Below are 20,799 nucleotides of genomic sequence, written 5' to 3' on the forward strand. Positions count from 1 at the left end.
TTCTGACTGCTCTTTCGCTTTCATTTTTGCCAGTGCGGCCGCTTTGGCTTTCGCTGCGGCTGCCGCTTTCTTTTTCGCCAGATCTGCGTCCTCTGCTTCTGGCGGTGCCGGCGTTTCTGACTGCTCTTTTGCTTTCATCTTTGCCAGTGCGGCCGCTTTGGCTTTCGCTGCGGCTGCCGCTTTCTTTTTCGCCAGGTCTGCGTCTTCTGTTTCTGACGGTGCCGGCGTTTCTGACTGCTCTTTCGCTTTCATTTTTGCCAGTGCGGCCGCCTTGGCTTTCGCTGCGGCTTCTTTTTTCAGCTGGTCTAAATCCTTCTCCCCGCTCATCGATTAGATCACCTGCTTCCCGGTCTTCGCCTCGTAACGGATTTTTTCTTTCAATTTATTAATCCCATAAATCAGGGCCGCCGGATTTGGGGGGCAGCCTGGAATGTATACATCAACGGGCACGATTTGGTCGACCCCTTTAACAACGGAATACGATTTAACATAAGGCCCGCCTGCGGTTGCACAGGAACCCATTGCGATAACCCACTTTGGCTCAGGCATTTGGTCATACAGCCTCCGCACAATCGGCGCCATTTTTTTCGTAACTGTCCCTGAGACAATCATGACGTCGGATTGGCGTGGCGATGTACGGAAGAAAGAGCCGAACCGGTCAAGGTCATAATGCGATGAGCCAACGCCCATCATTTCGATTGCACAGCATGCCAGCCCAAAGGTCATCGGCCATAAGGAGTTGCTCCGGGCCCATGCCTTCACTTGCTCAAGGGTGGCCAAAAAGACGTTGCGCCGCATTTCTTCCATTTCTTCCGGTGAAATGTTCTCCAGTTTTAAATCCATTTCAGCACCTTCTTCTTCCAAGCATAGATGAGTCCAATAAGAAGCATCACGACAAAAATAAGCATCTCGATCAAAGCAAAGATACCCAGTTTCTCATAGGCAACTGCCCAGGGATATAAAAATACTGTTTCTACATCGAAAATAACAAACATAAGGGCAAAAATATAATACCGGACATTGAATTGAACCCGCGAATCATGGAATGGCTCAATTCCGCTTTCATATGTGGTGTACTTGGATTCCAGCGGCTTGTACGGCCGAAGAAGCTTCCCCATAAATAAGGCCACCACAGGCAGCAAAACTCCGAGACATAGGAACACAAAAACTATTAAATAGTTATTTTGATATAAATTCAAAAGTTCCATGCCCATCCCTCCAATGTTGTAAAATATTCGTACTATTTAAATATGTAACCGATAACAATTATATCATTGTTACAAATGTGTGTCGATAAACCCTAAGGTTTATCAGGGATTTTATTAAAATATTTAGAATAACAGGGTTTACTTGAAAAGTGTTTTCAATTAGGCGGCCTTAAGGGGAAGATTTAGGTGTACTTTTCTAAAAATATAGGAGTCAGAGCAGCCTCTTACATAACTAGTCTTTAAAAGTCGTATTTATGACGGGTAAATTTTGGTTAGTCAGGAGTGTCTTTTCTCACTTTTTTCGGAGAGCAGTGCTTCTGGAATTTTATTTTTTGTTTTCTGGTTTTTGTTTTCTATTTCCCCAGATTTATTTTCTTGTTTGTCCTTTTTATTTTCCCAGACCCTCGTTCTGGCACTCTTCCGGTAGTTTTATTTTCCTAACTCTGACACTAGTTCCCCACCCGTGATTCTCGCACGCTTCCAACAGACCCCCTCTCCCGCAATTTAATTTCCCAGCCGAAAAAAATAGCACCTGCATTTCTGCAGGTGCCGCACACTTTTAGATTTTAAATTTTTCCACGGCTCCGTCGAGCGCTTTTGCTAGGTCGTCGAGGGCTGCTGTGAGTTCAGACACTGTCTGGAAGGATTCTTCCTGTATGTCTGTTGAAGAGGCTACTTCCCTGGAGATTCCGGCAGTTTCTTTTGACAGGTGCGAGAATTCTTCAAGGGATGCGGTTATTTCTTCAGAGCTTGCCGACATTTCCTCGGTGATGGCCGATACATCGGTTATCTCTTTGCTGACGGTCTCGACAGCATTCATGATGCGGCTGAACTTCTCACCAGTCCGACTGATTGACTGTGTTCCGTTTTCTACTTCCTCGGTGCCTTTTTTCATCGTTCCCACTGCCTCGTCAATCCTGACTCGGAAGCTGTTGAGCAGATCGGTTATCTGAGCTGTCGATTTCTTCGATTCCTCAGACAGTTTGCGGACTTCCTGAGCTACAACGGCAAATCCCTTTCCATGCTCACCTGCACGGGCCGCCTCAATTGCAGCATTGAGGGCAAGGAGATTGGTCTGGTCAGCAATTCCTTTAATCAAATCCACGCTTGTCTCAATCTGCTTGGCCTGTATGCCCAGCTCTTCGATTACACTGGCAGATTCATTGACCGTCGTCTTAATTCCCTCGATTTGTCCGATGACTGTGTTGAGTTCATCAATTCCGTTTTTCACCTGAAGGCTCGCATCATTGGATTGCTCGCTCACACCGCCCGCTGCTTCCGCAATCCGTTGGACTCCGACGGCCATTTCATCAATGGCACGGGCAGTTTCCTCGGTTCTTACAAGCTGAGTGTCTGTCGCCCCAGCAACTTCCTTAATTCCCGAGATTACTTTGAAGTTTGTGTCGACAGCAACTCCCATTTTCTCACCGATTTCCTTTGAAGCTGAAACCAGCCTTCCTGAAGAAGATTTAATGCTATCGACCATGCTGCTCATTGTTTCTATCATATTTTTAAAGGAATCTGTCACAAGGAAAATCTCATCCTTGCCTTTTGCTTTCACACCCGCGACAGTTCCCCGTGCTTCACTAAAGTTGCCTTCTGCCATCTGGCTTGCCGCTTCTCCAATTGCTTTCAGCGGATTCAGCCTGCGGTTCAGCCACCAGCTAAGGAAAAGAATGACGGCTAGGATAATGCCTGCACTGATCGCAAGCGTTACGGGAAGAACACTTTTATTTACTTTCGTAGTAATCGAAGCAATCGAATCTGCAGCGATATCGACTCCAAGTATCCCTATGATTTTGCCATCCTGCTTGATTGGCACAAATGCGGATAAATAATCACCATACTCAGGGTCCTTCACAATCGAAGTCATTGCTGTTTTCCCCTCGAGTGTCGGTTCAATGTCTTCATATGTAGTTGCAGTTGTAGGTGTATTGATTTCCCCGGCCTTTTTAAAGGTATTAGGCTGTCCATCAATCATAAAATACACTTTCCGATTTTTTTCATCAGCTTTTAAGGTATATACATATTTCGCGCCGGATTTCTCGCGGAATGCATTCAATTCATTTCTGACCATCCAATATTTCTGGTCTTTTTCTTCAGTTTGTAAAAATTCTTCGTACCGCTCCGTATTCATGGACGCTTCGAGCTTCTTTGCGTTTTCCACGCTATAGTTGGAGATTGTTGCCTCTACCGCGTCTCCAGTCCCTTTGTATATGGCAATAACACTTCCAAGCAGGACAAGAAGCATCCCTGCAACCATCGCCAATATGATTTTTCCACTTAGTTTTTTCATTCCCTATCCCCCTTTTGGAAATCATATACCATCACTCCTATATATCGGATAATTCAAACACTATGTTTAGCAGCCACGAAAAAAAACACCCTCCAAACTCTGGAGAGTGTTTTTTATCTATGATTATTTTCCCTGTGCAACGGAAATACGGTTGATTGCCCGTTGAAGAGCAAGCTCCGCGCGTCTGAAATCAACATGTTCCTGCTGTCTTTCACGCAAGCGCTGTTCTGCACGCTCTTTTGCACGCAGGGCGCGTTCGAGATTAATTTCATCCGATGTTTCGGCTGCCTGGGCAAGAATGGTGACTTGGTCTGGGCGGACTTCGAGGAACCCGCCGCTGACAGCAACAATCTCTGTTTTATTGGCGATTTTCATCCGGACAGCGCCAATTTGCAGCGGTGCGACCATCGGAATGTGGCCTGGCAAGATGCCTAGTTCACCTGTCTGCGCTTTTGTGCTGACCATTTCCACATCAGATTCATACACCGGCCCATCGGGAGTAACAACACTGACTTTAATCGTCTTCATTTTTTACCCTCCTGGTCCGTGATTAGACCTCTACACCCATGCGTTTTGCCTTTTCGATAACATCTTCAATACGGCCGACAAGGCGGAAAGCATCTTCCGGAAGGTGGTCGTATTTGCCTTCAAGAATTTCCTTGAAGCCTTTGACTGTTTCTTTGACAGGGACGTAGGATCCAGGCTGTCCTGTGAACTGTTCGGCAACGTGGAAGTTTTGAGACAGGAAGAACTGGACACGACGTGCACGGTGAACGACTAGCTTGTCTTCATCAGACAATTCGTCCATACCGAGGATCGCGATGATATCCTGAAGTTCCTTATAACGCTGAAGCGTTGATTGCACCTGACGTGCAACACCATAATGCTCTTCGCCGACGATGTCCGCGGAAAGCGCACGGGAAGTTGAAGCAAGCGGGTCAACCGCAGGGTAGATACCCATTTCTGAAAGCTTACGTTCAAGGTTTGTTGTTGCATCCAAGTGAGCGAAAGTTGTAGCTGGAGCCGGATCCGTATAGTCATCGGCTGGTACATAGATCGCCTGGATAGAAGTAACAGAACCAACGTTTGTTGATGTAATCCGCTCTTGCAGACGTCCCATTTCAGTTGCAAGTGTTGGCTGGTAACCAACCGCTGAAGGCATACGGCCTAGCAAGGCTGATACTTCTGAACCCGCCTGCGTGAAACGGAAGATATTGTCCATGAAGAACAATACGTCTTGTCCCTGCTCATCACGGAAGAATTCTGCCATTGTCAAACCTGTAAGGGCAACACGCATACGCGCGCCCGGCGGCTCGTTCATCTGGCCGAATACCATTGCTGTTTTCTTGATAACACCTGAATCAGTCATTTCGTGGTAAAGGTCATTACCTTCACGAGTACGCTCTCCGACACCGGCAAAAACGGAAATACCGCCATGCTCTTGAGCGATGTTATTGATCAATTCCTGAATCAGTACTGTTTTACCTACGCCTGCACCGCCGAAGAGGCCGATTTTACCGCCCTTAAGGTATGGAGCAAGAAGGTCAACAACTTTAATTCCTGTTTCAAGGATTTCTACATCCGTGGAAAGCTGCTCAAAAGTAGGAGCTTCACGGTGGATGGAGTCACGGCGTGCTGCTTCTTCGATTGGGGAAGAAAGGTCAATCGTTTCTCCCAATACGTTGAATACACGGCCTAGTGTTACATCGCCGACTGGCACGGAAATTGGCGCGCCTGTGTCAATGACTTCAAGGTTACGTGTAAGGCCATCAGTTGAAGCCATTGCGATTGCCCTGACTGTATCGTCACCTAAATGAAGAGCTACTTCAAGGGTTAAATCGATGTTAACTTCAGAGTTATTATGCGCTTGATTAACGATTTTTAAGGCATTATAGATTTCCGGAAGGCTGCCGCTTTCGAACTTTACGTCAACAACCGGACCCATAATTTGAAGAACGCGTCCTTTGTTCATCTTTTTCCCTCCTATCATACTCGTTGCAATATATACATCATGATGGGATGAGGCATTAAAGCCGCATCCCGTTTTTTTCTGGCTTATATCCGCTCCGGAAGGCCTTCCGAAAATTTCCCGGGAAACTTAGCGTTTGCGGATTTTACACTTTCGACTATTCCAGCGCAGCTGCTCCGCCGACAATCTCGGTGATTTCCTGTGTAATCGCTGCCTGGCGCGCACGGTTATACTTCAAGCTGTAAGAGTTTATGAGCTCTTTCGCATTGTCAGTAGCATTCCGCATTGCTGTCATACGGGCAGCATGCTCGCTCGCCTTACTGTCAAGCAATGCTCCGTATACTAGGCTTTCTGCGTATTGCGGCAGGAGAACATCCAAAATTTCTTCGGCGTTCGGCTCGAATTCATAGGATGTAAGCTTAGTCGGCACATCAATGTCCGTAAGCGGAAGAAGCTTCTTCTCGGTTACTTCCTGTGAAATCGCACTGATATAGTGGCTGTAATATACATACAATTCGTCGAATGTTCCATCTGAATACATACCAACAGCACTGCTGGCAATATCCTGAATTTCGGCAAAAGCTGGCTGATCCGCGATTCCGGCGATTTCAAGCACAACATTCATGCCGCGATTCGCAAAAAAGTCACGGCCTACCCGGCCGATGGCAATAATTGAAAATTCGTCGTTCGACTTATGGCGGCTTTGGATGGTCTGGTACACCTGGCGGAGGACGTTGCTGTTATAAGCACCAGCAAGTCCGCGGTCAGAAGTGATAACTAGGTAACCAGTCTTCTTAACAGGACGTGAAACAAGCATTGGATGGCTTGCATCACTGCTTCCCATTGCAATGGACCCGACCACTTCCTGGATTTTCTCCATGTAGGGCACAAATGCTTTGGCATTCATGACACCGCGGTTCCATTTAGCGGCAGACACCATCTCCATCGCCTTTGTAATCTGGCTTGTCTTCTTGGTAGAAGTAATCTTGGATTTTATATCGCGTAAAGATGCCATAGGTTCTCACCACCCTTTTTCAAAGAATGAAAAGCACGGCGCAGGGCGCTTTAGCCCTCATCGGGTCTTTGAGGCGCCCTTTGCACTAAGCTTTTTCAATTTGCAGACCAATCATTAGCACACGGCTCTTTACTGCTCGGAAGTTGCGAACGTCTTTTTAAAGCCGTTGATTGCTGAAGCCATGTCTTCGTCTGAAGGCAGCTCCTTAGTTGTGATGATTTGGTCAAGCAACTCTTTGCTGTTGTGGTCTAACCATGTATGGAATTCTGTTTCAAAGCGGCGGATATCCTGCAATGGAATATCATCAAGGAAGCCGCGTGTAAGTGCATAAAGAATGGCAACCTGCTTATCAACCGATAGCGGCTTATGCAGGTCCTGCTTCAATACTTCAACCGTACGGGCACCACGGTTCAGTTTTGCCTGTGTTGCTTTGTCAAGGTCTGAACCGAACTGAGCGAATGCTTCCAGTTCGCGGTATGACGCAAGGTCAAGACGCAAAGTACCGGAAACTTTTCTCATCGCTTTAACCTGTGCGGATCCTCCAACGCGGGATACAGAAAGACCTGCGTTGATTGCCGGACGCACACCGGAGAAGAACAAATCGGACTGAAGGAAAATCTGTCCGTCTGTAATCGAGATAACGTTCGTCGGAATGTAGGCAGAAACGTCCCCTGCCTGCGTTTCGATGAACGGCAGCGCTGTAATGGAACCACCGCCTTTAGCATCGCTAAGCTTTGCAGCGCGCTCAAGCAAGCGGCTGTGAAGGTAGAATACATCCCCTGGATAAGCTTCACGACCTGGAGGACGGCGAAGAAGCAGGGAAAGTTCACGGTATGCTGCAGCTTGTTTTGTCAAGTCATCATAAACAACAAGCACGTGCTTGCCTTCATACATGAAATGCTCTGCCATGGAAACCCCTGCATATGGAGCAAGGAACAGCATTGGTGCAGGCTGTGAAGCCGAAGCTGTTACGACAATCGAGTAATCCAGGGCGCCATATTTACGGAGAGTTTCAACAGCGTTACGGACTGTTGATTCTTTCTGGCCGATGGCTACATAGATACAAATCATATCTTGGCCTTTTTGGTTCAGGATTGTATCGATCGCGACAGATGTTTTACCAGTCTGACGGTCACCGATTACAAGCTCACGCTGTCCGCGGCCGATTGGCACAAGGGCATCAATCGCTTTGATTCCTGTTTGCAGCGGCTCGTGGACTGATTTACGGTCCATGACGCCAGGTGCATTATATTCAATAGGACGAGTTTGAGTTGTGTTGATTGGTCCTAGACCATCAACAGGCTGTCCAAGCGAGTTAACAACGCGGCCAATCAGCTCGTTACCGACTGGAACTTCCATGATGCGGCCTGTACGGCGGACTTCGTCACCTTCACGGATTTCTGTGTAAGGTCCGAGAATGATGATACCAACGTTACTTTCTTCCAGGTTTTGCGCCATACCCATGACGCCGTTTGAAAATTCAACGAGCTCTCCAGCCATGACATTGTCGAGGCCATGAGCACGGGCAATACCGTCACCGATTTGGATGACCGTACCTACATCACTCACTTGAATTTCCGCCTGATAGTTTTCAATCTGCGATTTTATCAGCGCACTAATTTCTTCAGCTTTGATGCTCATGAGTTTCACCCCTATCTACGAATCTTAGCTTAGCAATTTGCGTTCGAGGCGATCAAGCTTTCCACGGAGGCTTCCGTCAAAAATGCGGTTGCCGATGCGCAGCTTCACGCCGCCAAGCAAATTGGGATCTGTAATGTTCTTAATTTGAAGTTTAAGTTTGCCAACCTTTGGGGCAAATCCGAGCGAAATGGCCTCTTCCTGAGGTCCAGTCAGCGGCTGCACCGAATAAACAACGGCTTCGGCAATACCTTTTTCTTCGTTAGCAAGCTCGATGAACTTGTCTGCCACTTCGGCAATATGCCCTTCGCGGTGGCGGTCAACAAGGATCATGAGCAGGTTTTGTACAAACGGGCTAGCAGATGCAAATGCCTGTTTCAGAATCTCCTTTTTCTTTCCAAGAGAAAGCTTTGGGGAATTCAAAACAGACGTGAGGCCCGGATTACTCTCGACTACCTGTTTCACTACGCGGAGTTCGTCTCCCACGGTGCCGACAGCCTGATGCTCCAAGGCAACCTGGAAAAGAGCTTGCGCATAGCGTTTTGCTATTTGTGGGTTGCTCATCGGCGCTCTCCTGCCTCCTGGATATAATCGTTAATGAGCTTCTCCTGGTCTGCTGCACTCAGTTCTTTTTCAATCACTTTGGAAGCAATCATAACAGACAGGGAAGCCACTTGTTCACGGATGGCGGCAACTGCCTTTTCTTTTTGAGTTTCGATTTCAAGCTTGGCCGCTTCCTTGATGCGTTCGGATTCTGCACGTGCGATTGTGATGATTTCATCGCGCTGGACATCGCCCTGCTTCCTTGCATTTTCAATCAAACCAGATGCTTCCTGACGCGCCTGCTTCAATAGCTGGCGCTGTTCTTCCAAATTCTTCGCTGCCTCGGCACGGCTCTTTTCAGCCGCTTCGATTTCGCCTGCAATATGCTCTTCACGCTCTGTCATGATGCCCATAAGCGGACCCCATGCGAACTTTTTAAGCAATGCCAACAAGATAAGGAACATCGCTAACTGGAATAAAATATCTCCGCCGTTGAAATGCGGTGTTGCATGCTCTGCTGCACCCAATACTAAACTGCTTGTTAACACCCTCGATTCACTCCCTTCAAGAGTCGTTCCCTAAAAAAGGGTTAAGCTCCGGCCCGAATGCTGCCGGCACCTGATTTTTATATGAACACCCGAAAATTGTTAGGACATAAACGAATGGCGAAGGTTCGCTTGGAATGATCTTCGCCATTTTTAAACGACAATTGTTTGATTACCTGCCAAGAACCATGAACGCGATAACAACGGCGATGATAGGAATCGCCTCAACCAATGCAACCCCGATGAACATTGTAGTTTGAAGCATGCCGCGAGCTTCAGGCTGACGGGCGATACCTTCAACTGTACGTGATACGATAAGACCGTTACCAATACCAGCACCCAGTGCTGCCAAACCAATTGCGATTGCTGCTGCTAAAAGACCCATTATTAAGTTCCTCCTTCTGTGTATGAAAAAATGTTTTATTAATAGTTTTGTTCACAATAGAACAGGTAATATATTAATGGTCCGTGCTTACTTTGTGGGCAAGATAAACCATTGTCAACATTGTGAAAATAAACGCTTGGATTCCCCCTACAAAGACGGAGAAGCCTTGCCATGCAAGCATCGGCAATATTGCGGCAAGATGGCCGCCAACCCCGCTTGCGAGGCTGCCTGCGAGCAATGTGAGCAGGATTTCACCTGCATAGATGTTTCCGTAAAGCCGGAGACCGAGAGTAAGCGTATTTGCAAACTCTTCAATGATCTTGATTGGGAGCATGAACCAGAACGGTTTCAGGAACTCCTTGCTGTAAGCTGCTGTTCCTTTGAGCTTGACACCGTAATAGTGGGAAAGCCCCACCACCATCGTGGCCAATGTAAGTGTCACGACCGGATCGGCTGTAGGTGATTTCCACCAAAGCTGATTGTCAATGACGATTGAGAATGGAAGTCCGAGCATGTTGGCAACAAAAATATACATCATTATTGTTATTCCAAGCACGTGGAACCTTCCGCCATCCTTCCAGTCCATTGTACTGTTGATGATCCCTTTGACAAAATCCATGACCCATTCCATGAAGTTCTGGATTCCTGTCGGTTTCATCGCAAGCGTACGTGTGGAAAGAACAGCAATGATGAAAACAATCAAACTTGCAACCGTAATCATCAGAATGTTTGCCAGGTTAAAATAGAGCCCAAATAATTCGACTATTGGAGCTTCATGATGCACCAGTATTCACCTCTCTTCCCCGCTATCGACTATGCAAAGACTGGATTAAAAAATCTATCATAATGACAATATAAGATGTCATTAATCCCACTACTACACTAATCAGATGCACTTCTTCGGGATACTCCATCGCAATGATGACTGCCAGAATAGCCGATGCCATCCTTGACATCAATCCCAGTGACCTGATCTTCTCGCCCCTAAGGACTTTGTCGCCAAACCCCCTTGTTCTCCTGACCAGCAGCCAGAGGTTGAACAGGCTTATGCCTGTCCCAAGAACGAGCCCGGCAAAAACAGGCTTAAACTCAGTGAATCCCCATCCTAGAACATAAATGGACAATAAAAAAAATATGTATTTCCGCTGTCGCTGATAAATCGTCTGTATTTCCGGCATGGGCGGCTTATTCTCCTGAAAAGAAATGTTGGACAAGGCGAAGCATGGCATAGACGCCTGCGGCCAGTCCAATGAGCAAACTTAATATTAAAAAAAGCGGTTCTGTACCAAGGTTGCGGTCAAGCCATCTTCCCGAAAAAATACCGATCAGAACGGAACCTACAAGTTGGGAAAGAATTGCGGACATCAGAGCCATTGCTTGAAATGGCCGTCGGTTATTCTGTCGCAAAAAAAACACCCTCCCATAAAAAAATGGAGCAGGCAGGGTATGAATAACAGTTCGCAAATCCAGTGCGGAGGCTGGAGCAGCGTGGGGGAAACCCATGAAAACCCTATCATTTTACGCCCTTTGTAAGCATACAATAGCCACTTGTCAATGTCAATCCATTCAAAGGAAAAAGTTCACATACTTTTCGTATCCTTTATTGCAACTTAAGGATATGTTTGACCTTCTTCCTGACCAATGTAAACGGTGGTTTCATAAACATCTTCCCTGCCCGCTTTTTTGGCAAAAACCTTGACGAGATACGTTCCTGAAACAGGCAGCTTTTCCTGAGGAAGCTCACGCTGAAGCAATCCCTTTGCAACATTCCTGTCCCAGTCAAGAAATCCACGGAACTGAAAATTGTCAGGATCAAATAAAGCGATTCCAAACTCCTCGGCACCTCCAGGCAAATACACCTCATACCGGTAGCTTCCGCTCTTGTCTGCCGGCGCAAAATCAAAACCCATCACTCTTGGGTAGTCCGGTTCTTCAAGGACATACAGATAAGGGATTCGGACTTTGCCTGATGCTGAATTGAGAAAGATGGCGCCGTCATGAATTTTCCCCTTGAACTCTGCAGGCTCGACGTTCATCCTGATTTCAACCCGTTTCTTACTGCCCGGCTCAAGTTCAAAAGCCATCGGGAGCTGCCATTGGAGGCCAGGCTCCTTATAGGGCATATCGAATGAATAGCGCTGCTTCTGGCCGGAGTGGTTTTCAATCTCGACTGCCGCTGTATGGCTGTTCCTATTGTCTGCAAGCTGGAACTTGCCAAACCGCAGGGACCCTGGGAGCACAAGTGTACCAGCATTGACGGCTTCCTTTGCCTGAATGCGGCCAGCCCCCTGTTCGTACGCTTTGTAGCTGCTCCCACCCAAATCATGAATGGGAAGCGCCGTATTCATCAATGCTGACTTAATTTGCTCCGGACTCCAATCCGGGTGCGCCTGTTTGATGAGCGCGCACGTTCCCGCAACATGAGGAGCAGCCATGCTCGTCCCCTGGAGGGAAAGGTAGCCGCCAGGAATGGTACTTTCAATCGCCACTCCCGGGGCCACGACGTCAGGCTTAATATCCCATGTCACGGTTACAGGACCACGCGAGCTGAAGTCGGCGAGAAGATCTTTTTCTTCTATTAATAACATTCTGGCAAAAAGACTGCGGTTGTCCGCCAGCCTCATAAGCTTATGACCTTGTTCCTTCGAAACCGCTGCTGCCGGAATGGAGATTGGCTCTTCAAGATTTCCGAAAAAGCTTCCTTTTGTATTATTATAAATGACAATGCCTGCAGCTTTTGCCTTCTGTGCATTTTTTGCTTTTTCAGTAAAGCTCAGCTTACCCCTCTCAATAAGAACGATCTTTCCGGCAACATTTTTCATGTCCTGCTTCCGGCCGATACCTCCATTCACCATTTCAACACTTCTGTCAAATCCCCACTGCGCAGATCCTTGCATTGGTTCGAGCCTGATTTTGTCAAGCTCACCTGCCAAAGTTAAATAAGGGACTTTCAGCGGCGGTGTCGAGGCCCCTACTGAGATGGCTTTCGCGGCTGTCCCCGGTGAGCCTACCGTCCATTTATTTGGCCCTGAGTTTCCCGAAGAAGTAACAGCAGTGACTCCATGCTCTGTAGCTTTGTTGAGGGCGAGCGAAATGGGAAGGTCGGGTCCGTTCACCTCATTGCCAAGTGAAAGGTTCAGGATATCCACTTTGTCTTCAATCGCCTTGTCGATCGCAGCAAGCACTTGCTCTGTTGTCCCCGAACCGCCGGGACCAAGCGCCCTGTAAGCTTTGATTGTCGCCTCAGGGGCAATGCCGGATATTTTTCCATTGGCAGCAATGATACCGGCAACATGGGTGCCGTGAAACGTATTCCCTGGCCCGATACCGCGTGTTTCCATTGGATCGCTGTCTCCATCGACAAGGTCGCGCCCGCCTCCGTAATTACGGCGCAAGTCAGGATGGCGGTAGTCGATTCCCGTATCAATGACTCCGACTGTGACTCCCCTGCCCGTAAGCCGCTGGCCTTTGTCGTCAAAAATCCCGCGGACTTCCTCTCCGCCGATGATCTCCATATTCCCGGCGGAATCAGCCCGGTACTGCTTGACCGCCGAAACGAGCTGGATTCCGTGAGTCTCCTTCAACTCCTCGATTTCACGAAGGGGCCCTTCAACTGAGAAGCCATCCACTGCGTGCCTGAATATATACCTGATCTTCATGCGAGGCTTCGAGGCGATCATTCTTTCTATTTCATGTTTAGCCATTTTCCCCTCTGTCATCACAATCGCCACCGCCGGCCCGTCCTCATCCTTCTGTGGTAAGGGCGGGTGCTGCAGTGAAGCCGGCCGCGCCGCCAGCATCATCGTGACAGAAAAAATCAAGCTTGCGTAAAGAAGCCATCTTTTCACAGGCATCTCCCTCCCCCTGTTTTTTGTTAGCATCTTCAAGGGAGATGGAGAATATACAGAGTTTGGAAGGGAAGGTATAGCCGTTTGCGGGAGCAAATTTTCAAGCAATCACGTACCTTTCTTTGTGCACAGGGCTGACTTTTCTAAAAAAAAAGCAAATTTGAGGAATCCGCTATAATAAATAACACGAGGCCGCCCCCACATTGGAGAGTAGCCTCGTGTTTTTTTTAACTGTTTATTGAAAATTACAACGGCCGGTATTCTTCAGGTCGCTCGTCACTTTGCTTGAAGTAGTAACGGATTGCTTGGGCAATACGCTCTGAGGCTAGTCCATCACCGTATGGGTTAACGGCCTTGGCCATTTTTTCATAGGCTGCGCGGTCTGTCAGAAGCTCTGTTGCCATGTCATAAATAGGCTGCTCCTGGTTGCCGGCAAGCTTGAGGGTGCCAGCATCGATACCCTCTGGACGCTCGGTTGTGTTACGGAGAACGAGGACAGGAACGCCAAGCGACGGCGCTTCTTCCTGCACACCGCCTGAATCGGTAAGAATCAGGTAAGCACGTGAAGCAAAATTGTGGAAGTCGATTACGTCAAGCGGCTCGATCAAATGGATGCGCTTGTCATCGCCAAGAATTTCATCTGCAATCTCCCTGACAACAGGGTTAAGGTGAACAGGATAGACAACCTGCACATCAGCTTGTTCCTCAACAATCCGCTTGATTGCGCGGAACATATTCCTCATAGGCTCGCCAAGGTTTTCGCGGCGGTGGGCCGTGAGCAAAATCAGCCTGTCTGAGCCAAGTTTGTCGAGCACAGGATGCGAATACGTTTCTTTTACCGTTGTCGTCAACGCGTCAATTGCCGTATTACCTGTGATGAAAATCGATTCCTTCTGTTTATTTTCAGCCAAAAGGTTTTCGGCAGCTTTCCCTGTCGGTGAAAAATGAATGTCCGCCATGACACCTGTCAGCTGGCGATTCATTTCTTCTGGGAACGGAGAGTATTTGTTCCATGTCCTTAAGCCTGCCTCAACATGGCCGACCGGAATTTGGTTGTAAAAAGCAGCAAGACTCGCAACAAAAGTTGTTGTTGTGTCACCGTGAACAAGGACGACATCAGGCTTGACCTCTTTCATCACCTTATCAAGACCTTCAAGCCCCCTCGTTGTTACATCGATCAAAGTTTGCCTGTTCTTCATGATGTTGAGGTCATAGTCCGGGGTAATATTGAAAATATCGAGAACCTGGTCAAGCATTTGGCGGTGCTGGGCTGTCACAGTGACGATTGATTCAAAATGCTCGTTTTGCTTTTGAAGCTCAAGTACAAGCGGAGCCATCTTAATCGCTTCCGGCCTTGTTCCGAAAATGGTCATGACTTTAATTCGGCGATTCATTCTCCACACTCCCTATCATCGTATTGATCTGTATGATCCATGGTTAAGAACAACAGGCTAGCAAAATCTGCTAGTCTGCGCTCGATTGTTTATAAAAAAAGGCGGCTCCCGGTTAGGCTCCGCCCTTTTATAGAAAAACTTCAGGCCTGATGCTCTGAAAGCTTACTTTGTTCCGAACAAGCGGTCACCGGCATCGCCGAGGCCAGGAACGATATAGCCATGGTCGTTCAGCTTTTCATCAAGTGCCGCGATATAAATGTCGACATCCGGATGAGCTTCTTTAAGAGCTTCGACACCTTCTGGCGCTGCGATCAGGCACATGAATTGGATATGCTGTGCGCCGCGTTTTTTAAGCGAGTTGATCGCTTCAATGGCGGATCCGCCCGTAGCTAGCATTGGGTCGACAACAATCAGCTCGCGCTCCTGAATGTCGCTTGGAAGCTTAACATAGTATTCTACAGGCTTCAATGTTTCAGGGTCGCGGTACAAACCGATATGGCCGACTTTAGCAGCCGGGATTAGTTTCAGGATGCCGTCTACCATGCCGAGTCCAGCACGGAGGATTGGAACGACGCCAAGTTTTTTACCTGCAAGGACTTTTGAAGTTGTCTTGTTGACAGGTGTCTCAATTTCAATCTCTTGAAGAGGAAGCTCTCTTGTGATTTCAAATGCCATCAATGTTGCCACTTCATCGACAAGCTCACGAAACTCCTTTGTACCTGTGTTGATGTCGCGGATGTACGTCAGCTTATGCTGAATTAGAGGATGGTCGAACACATATACTTTGGCCATGTGTATATCTCTCCTTTTCCAGAGCAGGAATTTTTTGTTATATGCCTGTGTTTTATGTAGAAAAATAGCGTTTGCACACTTCGTCTAATTTTACAGAAAAACGCGCACAAGAGCAACCAGTGCCATAAAAAGTTAGCACTTCTATCACTTTTGTACGGATAGAAATTTTTCCAGCCGTAGAAAAAGCGGCCCATCGATGCGAGCCGCCTTGTTTTTGATAACTTTATCTCTCGGAATAAAGCTCAAACCTTGAAGTAAGTTCTTCAACGCGCTTTGCTGCTTCCTCGAGTTTTTGCTCATTTTCATGGTTTTTCAGGGTTGAAGCGATGATGGAAGCAATTTCGTCCATTTCGCCATGCCCAAAGCCGCGACTTGTAACAGCAGCCGTTCCAATCCGGATTCCGCTTGTGACGAACGGGCTTTGCGGGTCATAAGGAATGGTATTTTTGTTGACAGTAATACCGATGTCATCAAGGACTTTTTCCGCCACTTTACCTGTCAGGTCAAGCGAGCGAAGGTCAATAAGCAAAAGATGGTTATCCGTTCCGTCGGAAACGAGATCGATTCCTTCTTTTTTCAGGCCTTCCGCAAGGCGCTGTGCGTTGCTGATAATATTTTCTGCATACTTCTTGAAATCTTCCTGCAAAGCTTCGCCAAATGCGACAGCCTTTGCTGCAATCACATGCATAAGCGGTCCACCCTGGATGCCAGGGAAAATGGATTTGTCGATTTTTTTCGCAAACTCCTCGCGACAAAGAATCATGCCGCCGCGCGGTCCGCGCAACGTCTTATGCGTAGTTGTAGTGACAAAATCAGCATATGGCACTGGATTCTGGTGCAGCCCTGCAGCCACGAGTCCTGCGATATGAGCCATGTCAACCATCAGGTAAGCTCCCACTTCATCGGCAATTTCACGGAAACGCTTGAAGTCGATTTGGCGCGGATAAGCACTTGCTCCGGCAACAATCAGCTTCGGTTTATGTTCCTTTGCTTTTTCAAGAACATCATCATAATTGATCAAATGTGTTGTTTCATCAACACCGTATTCAACAAAATTATACTGTATTCCACTGAAGTTCACCGGGCTGCCGTGAGTCAAATGGCCGCCATGGGAAAGGTTCATTCCAAGGACAGTGTCACCTTGTTCAAGCACTGTAAAATAAACTGCCATATTGGCCTGGGCGCCTGAATGGGGCTGAACATTGGCATGCTCCGCTCCGAAAATTTCCTTGGCGCGGTCACGGGCAATGTTTTCAGCAACATCAACATGCTCGCAGCCGCCGTAATAGCGCTTGCCTGGATATCCTTCTGCATATTTGTTTGTCAGGACAGATCCTTGTGCTTCCATAACGGCTTCACTGACAAAGTTTTCGGACGCGATCAGTTCGATCTTCGTTCGCTGGCGCTTCAGTTCCTGCTGGATTGCTTCATAAATTTGGCTGTCCTGCTGTTGTAAATGCTTCATTCTTTGCTCCCCCTTTTGTATCGTGCCGGAAATAATTGTATGTAATAGATTGGCTTGTTTGAAAATTCTTTTTTATTGTAGCCGATTTTGGGCAGAAAAGAAAGAAGTAATCTTTCCTGGAGCCTGTATGTAGGGCATACAAAATCCTCCATGGAGGAAGCATCTGCTTTTCATTTCATGCGCAGGCTGCTGTCCATAAGCTCAATCAAGCCTGTCCGTTCCTTTTACCTGCAAGACTCGTTTTCGCTTTCCCGCTCGTATACCGCGCGCTCACCGCCGATTAGCTTCGGCCTTGTTTTGGCAAAGGTGACATGAGCATGGCCAAGGATTTTTTGGGAAACACGAATCGGAACTGCAACATGCTTAAGATGCATTCCAATCAATGTATCTCCGATATCTATTCCGGCATCGGCCTTAACGAACTCGACAACGACTGGGTCGGCCATTTGCCGATAGGCGTGCGAAGCCATGGCACCGCCTGCCGTCCTAACTGGAACGACCGATACTTCATTGAGCTGCCTCTTTTCGGCAGAATCCCGTTCAAGGACAAGCGCCCTATTCAAGTGCTCACAGCACTGGAACGCAAGCTCGGCGCCGGTTTCTTTCCGCAACATCTTCAGCTGTCTGAACAGCATGGCAGCCACTTCTTCCGTTCCAGCCGTCCCTATTCTCTGCCCTATGATCTCGCTAGTGCTGCAGCCGATGACAAGGAGGCTTCCTTTTCTGATTCCTGCCTCCTGTTTAAATTCAGACAGGATACTGTTAAAATCTTTTTCCCACTGGTTGATTGACATGAGGATCTTCCTTTCCGATACTTGACTCTATCTTCCCGGCAGCAAGACCAATTGAAAAAACGCCGGGACGGTCTTTTTGCTGTTCCATCCCGGCATTTTCTCCTATAGCAGGCTACTTGCCTTCGTATTCAGTGATTTTGCCAACGCGGTTAGCGTGGCGGCCGCCTTCATATTCAGTAGTCAGCCATGTTTGGGCTATTTCCCGGGCAAGTCCGGCACCGATGACCCTTTCGCCCATTGCAAGCATGTTACTATCGTTATGCTGGCGGGTCGCCTTTGCGCTGAAAACATCGTGGACGAGCGCACAGCGGATTCCCTTCACTTTGTTGGCTGCAATGCTCATGCCAATCCCTGTTCCGCAAATAAGAATACCTTTGTCGAACTCCCCGTTAGCCACTTTCTCGGCAACCGGAAGTGCGTAATCCGGATAATCGACAGAGGTATTGCACTCACAGCCAAAATCCTCAAATTGTATTCCCATTTCCTCCATCAGCGATTTAATTTCTTCGCGGATATTGATACCGCCGTGGTCTGAAGCAATAGCTACTTTCATGTATGATGGCCTCCTGGTTTGCCCCTCGTTCGGGGATTCTCATTCTCTTCGTTATTTTCTCATAATCCGTCAAAAATATAAAGGAAGCCTGACTGTCATCAGGCAAACTTAAATACCGCAGCCTGTTTCGACTGCGGCTCTTCTTGTTGGCTGTATGTTTAAAGCTTGAATCTTGTTATGGTCTTTTTTAATTGTCCTGCCTGGTCTTTCAATTCGGCTGCCAGCTGTTCGACATTCTCCATTACCGCAGCTTGCTGTTCGGTCGACATCGCAACCTGTACGGCTCCGGCCGACGTTTCTTCGGCGATGGCTGCCACTTCCTCTGAATGCGTTGAAGCATACAGCACGCTCTCCATTTGCTTGTCCACCATCGCCGCAATATCCTGCACTGACTTTGTGTTTTTCTGGACTGTTTCCGCCATTTCAATAAGGGAAGTGTTCGTTCTTTCCCCTTTTTCAGCTTCTCGGTTTGCCGTCTCTACCTGCCTTTCAATCTGGCTGACCACATCCTGAACGCCTGACTGGATATTGGCGATTAGCCCAGATATACCATTGACAGCTTTCGCGCTCTCATCTGCAAGTTTCCTGACTTCTTCTGCGACAACTGCAAATCCCCTGCCATGTTCACCAGCCCTGGCTGCTTCAATCGAAGCATTAAGGGCAAGCAAGTTGGTTTGAGCTGCAATATCCCCAACGAGCTGGATAATCTGACCGACCCGCGAAGCATTGTCCTCAAGCTTTTTGACTGTTTCGAGTGAAGTTTGGTTATCTAAGGCCAGCTGTTCAATGCCTGAAATCAGCGAATGTATCGCCGCCTTTGAATCCTTAAGACCTTTTTCCATTTCAGCAGACACCGCATTTGCCGTTCTTGCTTTTTCCTGAACTTCCTCTGCAATTCGGGTGACTTCCTCGACCGATTCAGCCGTTTTCTGTGTGGCAGCTGCCGAACCTTCCGCCCCTGCTGATATTTCTTTGATTGTCGATGCAATAACCGCAGCCTGTTCAGCTGCCGCGGCAGACTGTCCCGATATGGAAACAACTTTCTCGTTGGTTTCATTAAAGTTTGCTTCAATCTGAACCACGATTTCCCTAACGTTCGCAAGCATTTTATTAAAAGCAATACCAAGTGAATGAATTTCATCATTCGACCCGGAAAGCTCTGCATCAGCTGCAATTTCTCCTTCCGCTGCCCTTAGTGCGGTAGCTTCCAGTTTCTGCAGTGGCCTGATAATGAATCCAGCCGCGAAAAATGCCAGAATCCCGGACCAGAGCGCGCCGAGAAATAGGACAACAAACGTATAGACTGCTGAACTAATGTGAAGATAATCCTCTGCATACGGATAGACGAAGTAGATAAAAAACGCACAAGTTGAATAAGTGATCACTGCCAATGACGCTGTAAATGCTACAAGCTTTTTCCTCAAGCCAAAACGGTACCTGCCAGTCGTTTCCACTCTATTGCCTCCTGAAACCGCCCCGCTAAAAAAGATCGAGTTGGCTCTTTTTGCTTTTCTCTGCCTTAGGCATTAGTAAAGCTTCCCTCACTTGTTAATTCGGCAGGTACCAGGAAAAGTTAATACTTTTTTTGGAATGTTCTTCATTATTTGTGGATAATTTGTCCTAGAACTCTGTTAATCCTTCAAATATTCTAGTGATTTTTCAATTGCCTCAGCAATTTCCTTGAAAGATTCACGATAGAGGCCTACGTTCCCGCCGAACGGATCAGCAATGTCCAGGCCCTCTTGCTCCCCGGCAAACTCCTTTAGCGTGTAGATTTTTCCAGCTGCATCGGGAAAATAACTGAGGACGGCGCCTTTGTGGCTTTCCGTCATCGTCAGGATGAGCGTCGCCCAGCCAACTTCGCTTTCCGTCAGCAATGAAGAACGATGGCTAAGGGACAGATTGTTTTCTTCCATGACTTTTTTGGCATGGAGTGAAGCATCACTGCCATTTGCCGCAAAAACGCCTGCGGACCTGACCTCGACTCCCGGGATGCCCTTGTTTGCCAAAAGGGCTTCGGCCATCGGGCTTCGGCATGTATTACCTGTACAGACGAACAATATTCTCGCCATGATGTTCCCTCCCTTTTTCTTCATTATAAAATAATCGGCCGTGCTTTTCACTGTATCTTCTGCCGGAGGGATGGGGGTTAAAGTTGAATTGCTTTGAAAATTGCCGCTGTCGGGAGATTTGCTTCTGTTTTAATTGCTGAAATACGGGCCGGAGGTGGGCGTGAAGCTTGTCCATTACGATTAAACACCGATTCGGAGGGGCTGGCCGCCTGCTTTTTTGTGATATCGACCAACTTTTGCGGGATATCGACCAAATCGGGGGCGTTATCTACCAACCGGCGA

The 20,799-nt window shown here is 47.7% G+C and carries 22 protein-coding genes and 1 pseudogene; all 23 read right to left on the bottom strand.

From position 1 onward, the window contains the following. A pseudogene (locus D1970_RS19115) lies at positions 1-327 on the bottom strand (NADH-quinone oxidoreductase subunit C); the annotation flags it as partial. A 3-nt stretch (positions 328-330) separates the two neighbouring features. Beyond that, positions 331-843, bottom strand: coding sequence for a NuoB/complex I 20 kDa subunit family protein (locus D1970_RS19120; RefSeq protein ID WP_119114459.1), 513 nt, complete (start codon positions 841-843; stop codon positions 331-333). Then, positions 834-1,208: an NADH-quinone oxidoreductase subunit A gene (locus D1970_RS19125; protein WP_119114460.1), complete on the bottom strand. Its 375-nt coding sequence runs from the start codon at positions 1,206-1,208 to the stop codon at positions 834-836. The genes D1970_RS19120 and D1970_RS19125 overlap by 10 nt, the downstream gene beginning before the upstream one ends. 559 nt (positions 1,209-1,767) lie before the next feature. Beyond that, positions 1,768-3,504: a methyl-accepting chemotaxis protein gene (locus D1970_RS19130; RefSeq protein WP_119114461.1), complete on the bottom strand. Its 1,737-nt coding sequence runs from the start codon at positions 3,502-3,504 to the stop codon at positions 1,768-1,770. 123 nt (positions 3,505-3,627) lie between these two features. Then, entirely contained in the window at positions 3,628-4,032 is a 405-nt protein-coding gene (locus tag D1970_RS19135; RefSeq protein ID WP_119114462.1) for a F0F1 ATP synthase subunit epsilon, read from the bottom strand. A gap of 22 nt (positions 4,033-4,054) precedes the next feature. Next, positions 4,055-5,476 (bottom strand): F0F1 ATP synthase subunit beta, encoded by a 1,422-nt coding sequence (atpD, locus tag D1970_RS19140; protein ID WP_119114463.1) that lies wholly within the window; start codon positions 5,474-5,476, stop codon positions 4,055-4,057. 154 nt (positions 5,477-5,630) lie between these two features. Then, on the bottom strand, positions 5,631-6,488 hold the full coding sequence (locus tag D1970_RS19145; RefSeq protein ID WP_119114464.1) for a F0F1 ATP synthase subunit gamma: 858 nt from the start codon (positions 6,486-6,488) through the stop codon (positions 5,631-5,633). 129 nt (positions 6,489-6,617) lie between these two features. Next, positions 6,618-8,129, bottom strand: coding sequence for a F0F1 ATP synthase subunit alpha (atpA, locus tag D1970_RS19150; RefSeq protein ID WP_119114465.1), 1,512 nt, complete (start codon positions 8,127-8,129; stop codon positions 6,618-6,620). A 24-nt stretch (positions 8,130-8,153) separates the two neighbouring features. Further along, positions 8,154-8,690 (bottom strand): F0F1 ATP synthase subunit delta, encoded by a 537-nt coding sequence (locus D1970_RS19155; RefSeq protein ID WP_119114466.1) that lies wholly within the window; start codon positions 8,688-8,690, stop codon positions 8,154-8,156. Next, positions 8,687-9,217 carry a F0F1 ATP synthase subunit B gene (gene atpF / locus D1970_RS19160; RefSeq protein WP_119114467.1) on the bottom strand — a complete coding sequence of 177 codons (531 nt, stop codon included), beginning with the start codon at positions 9,215-9,217 and terminating at the stop codon, positions 8,687-8,689. Before atpF ends, D1970_RS19155 begins: the two co-directional genes overlap by 4 nt. A gap of 169 nt (positions 9,218-9,386) precedes the next feature. Next, positions 9,387-9,599: a F0F1 ATP synthase subunit C gene (gene atpE / locus D1970_RS19165; protein WP_071460981.1), complete on the bottom strand. Its 213-nt coding sequence runs from the start codon at positions 9,597-9,599 to the stop codon at positions 9,387-9,389. A 73-nt stretch (positions 9,600-9,672) separates the two neighbouring features. Then, positions 9,673-10,383, bottom strand: coding sequence for a F0F1 ATP synthase subunit A (gene atpB, locus D1970_RS19170; protein ID WP_119114468.1), 711 nt, complete (start codon positions 10,381-10,383; stop codon positions 9,673-9,675). A gap of 22 nt (positions 10,384-10,405) precedes the next feature. Continuing rightward, positions 10,406-10,777 (bottom strand): ATP synthase subunit I, encoded by a 372-nt coding sequence (locus D1970_RS19175; protein ID WP_119114469.1) that lies wholly within the window; start codon positions 10,775-10,777, stop codon positions 10,406-10,408. 7 nt (positions 10,778-10,784) lie between these two features. Beyond that, positions 10,785-11,006 carry an AtpZ/AtpI family protein gene (locus tag D1970_RS19180; protein WP_119114470.1) on the bottom strand — a complete coding sequence of 74 codons (222 nt, stop codon included), beginning with the start codon at positions 11,004-11,006 and terminating at the stop codon, positions 10,785-10,787. Positions 11,007-11,209: 203 nt separating this feature from the next. Then, a complete protein-coding gene (locus tag D1970_RS19185; protein WP_119114471.1) occupies positions 11,210-13,453 on the bottom strand; it encodes a S8 family serine peptidase in 2,244 nt (747 codons plus the stop codon). A gap of 239 nt (positions 13,454-13,692) precedes the next feature. Continuing rightward, the gene (wecB, locus tag D1970_RS19190) at positions 13,693-14,841 is read right to left on the bottom strand and encodes a non-hydrolyzing UDP-N-acetylglucosamine 2-epimerase (protein ID WP_119114472.1); all 1,149 of its coding nucleotides are present in this window, start codon (positions 14,839-14,841) and stop codon (positions 13,693-13,695) included. Positions 14,842-15,003: 162 nt separating this feature from the next. Further along, a complete protein-coding gene (gene upp / locus D1970_RS19195) occupies positions 15,004-15,633 on the bottom strand; it encodes a uracil phosphoribosyltransferase (protein WP_119114473.1) in 630 nt (209 codons plus the stop codon). A 223-nt stretch (positions 15,634-15,856) separates the two neighbouring features. After that, complete coding sequence (gene glyA, locus D1970_RS19200; RefSeq protein ID WP_119114474.1) at positions 15,857-17,098, bottom strand: serine hydroxymethyltransferase; 1,242 nt, start codon at positions 17,096-17,098, stop codon at positions 15,857-15,859. A gap of 224 nt (positions 17,099-17,322) precedes the next feature. Next, the gene (locus D1970_RS19205; protein WP_119114475.1) at positions 17,323-17,892 is read right to left on the bottom strand and encodes a TIGR01440 family protein; all 570 of its coding nucleotides are present in this window, start codon (positions 17,890-17,892) and stop codon (positions 17,323-17,325) included. Between the two features lie 112 nt (positions 17,893-18,004). Next, positions 18,005-18,445: a ribose 5-phosphate isomerase B gene (gene rpiB / locus D1970_RS19210; RefSeq protein ID WP_119114476.1), complete on the bottom strand. Its 441-nt coding sequence runs from the start codon at positions 18,443-18,445 to the stop codon at positions 18,005-18,007. A gap of 158 nt (positions 18,446-18,603) precedes the next feature. Continuing rightward, positions 18,604-19,899, bottom strand: a complete 1,296-nt coding sequence (locus D1970_RS19215; RefSeq protein ID WP_119114477.1) for a methyl-accepting chemotaxis protein — start codon at positions 19,897-19,899, stop codon at positions 18,604-18,606. A gap of 177 nt (positions 19,900-20,076) precedes the next feature. Further along, a complete protein-coding gene (locus D1970_RS19220) occupies positions 20,077-20,517 on the bottom strand; it encodes a low molecular weight protein arginine phosphatase (protein ID WP_119114478.1) in 441 nt (146 codons plus the stop codon). Positions 20,518-20,594: 77 nt separating this feature from the next. Next, positions 20,595-20,799, bottom strand: a 205-nt coding sequence (locus D1970_RS22525; protein WP_182478597.1) for a hypothetical protein, incomplete at its 5' end; no start/stop codon positions are given.

The sequence above is a fragment of the Mesobacillus zeae genome (assembly GCF_003570705.1).
Lineage (GTDB): Bacteria > Bacillota > Bacilli > Bacillales > Cytobacillaceae > Mesobacillus_C > Mesobacillus_C zeae.

What these genes read in the sequence shown, in the direction of transcription:
- D1970_RS19145 (WP_119114464.1), bottom strand. Translation starts at nt 6,488, where the DNA reads ATGGCATCTTTACGCGATATAAAATCCAAGATTACTTCTACCAAGAAG.
- D1970_RS19155 (WP_119114466.1), bottom strand. Translation starts at nt 8,690, where the DNA reads ATGAGCAACCCACAAATAGCAAAACGCTATGCGCAAGCTCTTTTCCAG.
- D1970_RS19125 (WP_119114460.1), bottom strand. Translation starts at nt 1,208, where the DNA reads ATGGAACTTTTGAATTTATATCAAAATAACTATTTAATAGTTTTTGTG.
- upp (WP_119114473.1), bottom strand. Translation starts at nt 15,633, where the DNA reads ATGGCCAAAGTATATGTGTTCGACCATCCTCTAATTCAGCATAAGCTG.
- atpE (WP_071460981.1), bottom strand. Translation starts at nt 9,599, where the DNA reads ATGGGTCTTTTAGCAGCAGCAATCGCAATTGGTTTGGCAGCACTGGGT.
- D1970_RS19205 (WP_119114475.1), bottom strand. Translation starts at nt 17,892, where the DNA reads ATGTCAATCAACCAGTGGGAAAAAGATTTTAACAGTATCCTGTCTGAA.
- atpA (WP_119114465.1), bottom strand. Translation starts at nt 8,129, where the DNA reads ATGAGCATCAAAGCTGAAGAAATTAGTGCGCTGATAAAATCGCAGATT.
- D1970_RS19135 (WP_119114462.1), bottom strand. Translation starts at nt 4,032, where the DNA reads ATGAAGACGATTAAAGTCAGTGTTGTTACTCCCGATGGGCCGGTGTAT.
- D1970_RS19185 (WP_119114471.1), bottom strand. Translation starts at nt 13,453, where the DNA reads ATGCCTGTGAAAAGATGGCTTCTTTACGCAAGCTTGATTTTTTCTGTC.
- wecB (WP_119114472.1), bottom strand. Translation starts at nt 14,841, where the DNA reads ATGAATCGCCGAATTAAAGTCATGACCATTTTCGGAACAAGGCCGGAA.
- glyA (WP_119114474.1), bottom strand. Translation starts at nt 17,098, where the DNA reads ATGAAGCATTTACAACAGCAGGACAGCCAAATTTATGAAGCAATCCAG.
- D1970_RS19120 (WP_119114459.1), bottom strand. Translation starts at nt 843, where the DNA reads ATGGATTTAAAACTGGAGAACATTTCACCGGAAGAAATGGAAGAAATG.
- D1970_RS19130 (WP_119114461.1), bottom strand. Translation starts at nt 3,504, where the DNA reads ATGAAAAAACTAAGTGGAAAAATCATATTGGCGATGGTTGCAGGGATG.
- rpiB (WP_119114476.1), bottom strand. Translation starts at nt 18,445, where the DNA reads ATGAAAGTAGCTATTGCTTCAGACCACGGCGGTATCAATATCCGCGAA.
- D1970_RS19220 (WP_119114478.1), bottom strand. Translation starts at nt 20,517, where the DNA reads ATGGCGAGAATATTGTTCGTCTGTACAGGTAATACATGCCGAAGCCCG.
- D1970_RS19175 (WP_119114469.1), bottom strand. Translation starts at nt 10,777, where the DNA reads ATGCCGGAAATACAGACGATTTATCAGCGACAGCGGAAATACATATTT.
- atpD (WP_119114463.1), bottom strand. Translation starts at nt 5,476, where the DNA reads ATGAACAAAGGACGCGTTCTTCAAATTATGGGTCCGGTTGTTGACGTA.